Source organism: Streptomyces sp. DH12, from assembly GCF_020873895.1.
Lineage (GTDB): Bacteria > Actinomycetota > Actinomycetes > Streptomycetales > Streptomycetaceae > Streptomyces.
On the sequence record NZ_JAHWGT010001435.1, the window covers coordinates 1 to 411 of the forward strand.

1 pseudogene is annotated in these 411 nt (G+C 63.3%); it reads right to left on the reverse strand.

Annotation, left to right across the window (positions count from 1 at the left end):
• A pseudogene (locus LPA54_RS40450) lies at positions 1 to 265 on the reverse strand (hypothetical protein); the annotation flags it as partial.
• Positions 266 to 411 lie beyond the last annotated feature (146 nt).

Here is a 411-nt window from a genome sequence, read left to right on the forward strand (position 1 = left end):
GTGTCCGCTCGACGTGGAACTTGAACAGGCTCATGTCCCCGAGTCGGACGGCCTTCCAGTCGGCCCCCCGCTCCGTGCACCAGTTGAGGAAGCGACCGATTCTGGGGATGTATGCGCGCTGTGTCTGCGGTGACCGCCCGGCTCCACGCAGGTACAGGGAGAACTCGCGGACCTCGGGGTGAGGCGCGTAAGTCTCCTCGTCGACCAGGAGCCAGGTGATCTCGCCGGTCGTGGGCGACACGGCCTTCTCTGCGCGCAATGTCACGGGATCTGCTTCCTGTCTCCGATGTCGCTCATGTGCCTGATGGCGTGACTGATAACTGCGAGGGACAAGAAGGGGTTACGGCTGTGCCTCATGTGCATCGAGGTCTGGAGGGCGATAGAGATAACCCGCAACGACATCCTCCGGCG